Genomic DNA, 4,020 nt, shown 5'->3' on the forward strand with positions numbered 1-4,020 from the left:
CTCGACGCGGCCTCCGAGCTGTCGCGCCAGTCCGAGCACCTCAGCGGCGAGGTCGACCGCTTTCTGGCGACGATCCGCGCCGCCTGAGCCCGCGAGCGCGCCGCACGCATCCACCCGGGATGGCGGCCGGGATGGCAGCTCTGCGTCGCGCACCCCTGTCATGGGCGCGACGCGGGGCGTAAAGCCGCAGCACCGTCCGCCCGCTCGGGTCGATCGGGAGGACAATGTGGGCCTCGTCTACGCGCTCGCCGCCTATCTGAGCTGGGGCCTGTTGGTCCCGGTGCATTTCCGCATGCTTGGGGCGTTCAGTCCCAACCACATCCTGGCCGAGCGGATCGTGTGGTCGAGCCTGTTCGCGGGCGCGCTGGCCCTGGCGCTCGCGGCGCGCCGGCGCCTGAACCTGCCGCTGCCCCTGCGCCCGCGCCACGCTCTGCTGGCGGTCTCGGCCGCGATGATCGGGGTGAACTGGCTGCTCTACCTCTACGCGATCGACCGCGGGCACCTGCTCGACGCGAGCCTCGGCTACTACATCAATCCCCTGGTCAGCGTGGCGTTCGGGCGCGTGGTGTTCGGCGAGCGGCTGCGACCCCTGCAGGTCGTGGCGGTGACGATCGCGGCGACGGGCGTCGCCGTCGCCGTGGTGTGGGCAGGGGAGTTGCCGGCCCTCTCGCTGTCGCTCGCGGTCAGCTTCGCGCTCTACGGGCTGGTGCGAAAGGTTGTCGGAGTCGATGCCCTGGTCGGGTTCCTGACCGAGACGCTGCTGCTCCTGCCGCTCGCGATCCTGTGGCTCGTGCTCTCGCCCGAGCCGTTCCTGCCGGCCGAGCCAAAGAACCTCGCGCTGCTGATGCTGACCGGGCTCACCACGGCGCTGCCGCTGATCTGGTTCGCCGCCGCCGCGGTGCGCCTGCGGCTGACCACGTTGGGCCTGCTGCAATACGTCGCCCCGACCTGCCTGCTCGGCCTGAGCGTCCTGGCCTATGGCGAGCACGTGGAGCCGCACCGGGCGGCGATGTTCGCCCTGATCTGGCTCGCGCTGGCCCTGTACAGCGTCGATGCCCTCCGCAGCCGGCGGCCAGCGGATCCTGTGGTCGAGGTCCGGTCGGATCCCGACCCGATGCGTGTATAAGGAATACCCTGCGCCCCGTGGGGCGAGCGACGGGATTTCGGCGGGCCGATGAGAGAATCCGAGGGCGGCCGAGGCGTAGTCACCGATGCCGATTACAGAAATCTCGCCGAGACGCTGCCGCAACTCGCCTGGATCGCCGAGGCCGACGGGACCATCGTCTGGTACAACCAACGCTGGTACGACTACACGGGCAGCACCCTGGACGAGATGCGCGGCTGGGGCTGGCGCGCCGTCCACCACCCCGACCACGTCGATGCCGTCACCGAGCGCTTCCGGGCGGCGATCCTGCTCGGCCAATCCTGGGAAGACACGTTCCCGCTGCGCGGGCGCGACGGGATCTACCGCTGGTTCCTGTCCAAGGCCCTGCCGCACCGGGACGAGGCCGGGACCATCCTGCGCTGGTACGGCACCAACACCGACATCTCCCGCCGCCGCGCCGTCGAGGAGCGCCTGCGCGATTCCGAGCAGCGCTTCCGGGCGCTGGTGGACGCCTCCGCGGCGGTGATCTGGAACACCAACGCGGTGGGCGAGCTGATGCCGCCGCAGGTCCGCTGGAGCACCTATACCGGGCAGAGCGAGGAGGCCTACCAGGGCTGGGGCTGGGTCGACGCCGTCCATCCCGACGACCGCGCCCACGCGGCCGATGCCTGGGCCGCCTCCGTGGAGGCGCGCAAGCCCTACGAGGTCGAGTACCGCCTGCGCCGCAACGACGGCGCCTGGCGGGCCATGGAGGTGCGGGGCGTGCCTGTGCTCGCCGGGGACGGCACCCTGCGCGAGTGGGTCGGCACCTGCGTCGACGTCACCGAGCGCAAGGAGGCCGAGGAGGAGGTCGAGCGGGCGCGCCAGGCCGCGGAGGCCGCCAACCGGGCGAAAAGCCAGTTCATCGCCAACATGAGCCACGAGCTGCGCACGCCGCTCTCGGCGGTGATCGGCTATTCCGAGATGCTCGGCGAGGAGCTTGAGGATATCGGCCAGGCCGCCCTGCTGCCGGACCTGCGCAAGATCGAGGCGGCGGCCCGGCACCTGCTGTCGCTGATCAACGACGTGCTCGACATCTCGAAGATCGAGGCCGGGCGCATGACCGCCTCGGCCGAGACGTTTTCCGTCTCGGACCTGCTGCGGGACGTGGTCGATTCCACCGGCTCGCTGGTGGAGAAGAAGGGCAACCGCTTCGTCCTCGACGTGGGCGATGCGAGCCTCGGGTCGATGCACCAGGATCAGACAAAAATCCGCCAGTGCCTGCTCAACCTGATCGGCAACGCCGCCAAGTTCACCGAGAACGGTACGATCCGCCTCACCGTGCGCCACCACCGGGAGGAGGCGGCGGACTGGCTGTCCTTCGCGGTCACCGATACCGGCATCGGCTTGTCCGAGGCGCAGATCGCGCGCCTGTTCGAGCGCTTCGTGCAGGCCGACGACTCGACCACCCGCCAGTTCGGCGGCACCGGCCTCGGCCTCGCGATCACCCGGGCCTTCTGTCAGACCATGGGCGGCGACATCGCCGTGACCAGCACGCAGGGACAGGGCGCGACCTTCACGATCCGCCTGCCGGCGGTGCTCAAGCCGGAGGACGAGCCGCAGGAGGTCGCCGCCGAGGCCGAGGCGGCCGCGGCCGAGTCGCACGAGCAGCACGAGACGGTCCTGCTGGTGGACGACGACCCCGCCGCCCGGGAGTTGCTCCAGCGCTTCCTCGAGCGCGAAGGGTTCCACGTCCGCACCGCCAACGACGGCCGCGCCGGCCTGACGCTCGCCCGGGCGCTCAAGCCGCGGGCGATCCTGCTCGATGTCGAGATGCCGCGCATGGACGGCTGGGCGGTGCTGCACGCGGTGCGCAGCGATCCCGATCTCGCCGGGACGCCGGTCATCATGACCTCGGTGGTGGCCGAGCAGGGGCTCGGCCAGGCGCTCGGCGCCACCGATTACTTCGTCAAGCCGATCGACTGGGATCGGCTGAAGGGCATGATGGAGCGCTACCGCCCGGAGGGGCCCGGGGAGGCGCGCGTCCTCGTGGTCGACGACGACCCGGACGCCCGCGAGCGCCTGCGCCGGTCGCTGGGCCGCGAGGGCTGGACCGTGGACGAGGCCGAGAACGGCCGGATCGCCCTGGAGCGGGTCAGCCAGACGCGGCCGAGCCTGATCCTGCTCGACCTGATGATGCCCGAGATGGACGGGTTCGGCTTCCTGCGGGCGCTGCGCGCCCGGCCGGACGGCGACGTGCCGGTGGTGGTGCTCACCGCCAAGGAGATCACCAGCGCCGAAAAGGCGAGCCTCGGCGCCCAGGCCGACCGGGTGATCGCCAAGGGCTCGATGAGTCTGGCCGAGATCGGCCGACAGCTGCGGGTGCTCTACGCGCGCTCGACCGCCGAGCCGGTCCCGGGCCGGCTCCAGGGCCTGATCGAGCGGCTCGCCGAGAACGATGTGGGAGAAATACAATGAGCGACAACGGGATCGATCCGGACAAGGCGGCGGCGATCCGCCTGCGGGCGCGGCTGGCGGTGGTGGAGCGGGCGGCGTGGTTCGGCCTCGTCCACGCGATGAAAACGCAGCCCGCCGAGACCGAGGCCTACATCGCCTCCGAGCGGGCGCGCTGCGCGGAGGGCTTTGCCGGAACCGCCTGGGCGAAGGATCTCACCGACGCCGAGCGCAAGATGCTCGGCGCGGAAGTCGATGCCGGGCTGGCGCAGCTGATCGCGGATGCGCGCGGAGAGGTGTGACCACCGCGCCTGCGCGCATCCGCGCTGGTCTCATCCCCCACCGAAACGATCGCGCCAGGCCGGCGGCAGGCCCATGACCGACAGCGGCGGTGCGGGCGCCAGCCCAGGCAGGCTATGCGCCGAGAACACGCCGATCGCCACGCTCCGGGCCAGCACCCGCGCGGCGGCGTCGCCCAGGCG

Annotated in this window: 3 protein-coding genes; all 3 read left to right on the forward strand. The window is 71.4% G+C overall.

Annotated features, from left to right (window positions below; genetic code table 11):
* Positions 1–226 precede the first annotated feature (226 nt).
* The 3 genes from rarD to FV228_RS22370 are packed head-to-tail and all read left to right on the forward strand — an operon-like array spanning position 227 to position 3,840.
* On the forward strand, positions 227–1,126 hold the full coding sequence (gene rarD, locus FV228_RS22360) for an EamA family transporter RarD (protein ID WP_147856612.1): 900 nt from the start codon (positions 227–229) through the stop codon (positions 1,124–1,126).
* Between the two features lie 48 nt (positions 1,127–1,174).
* Positions 1,175–3,562, forward strand: a complete 2,388-nt coding sequence (locus FV228_RS22365) for a response regulator (protein ID WP_147856613.1) — start codon at positions 1,175–1,177, stop codon at positions 3,560–3,562.
* Positions 3,559–3,840, forward strand: a complete 282-nt coding sequence (locus FV228_RS22370) for a hypothetical protein (RefSeq protein ID WP_147856614.1) — start codon at positions 3,559–3,561, stop codon at positions 3,838–3,840. Before FV228_RS22365 ends, FV228_RS22370 begins: the two co-directional genes overlap by 4 nt.
* Positions 3,841–4,020 lie beyond the last annotated feature (180 nt).

The sequence above is a fragment of the Methylobacterium sp. WL18 genome, assembly GCF_008040015.1.
Lineage (GTDB): Bacteria > Pseudomonadota > Alphaproteobacteria > Rhizobiales > Beijerinckiaceae > Methylobacterium > Methylobacterium mesophilicum.

Excerpts from the sequence above, each read along its gene's own strand:
- FV228_RS22365 (WP_147856613.1), top strand. The coding sequence starts at position 1,175 with ATGAGAGAATCCGAGGGCGGCCGAGGCGTAGTCACCGATGCCGATTAC.
- FV228_RS22370 (WP_147856614.1), top strand. The coding sequence starts at position 3,559 with ATGAGCGACAACGGGATCGATCCGGACAAGGCGGCGGCGATCCGCCTG.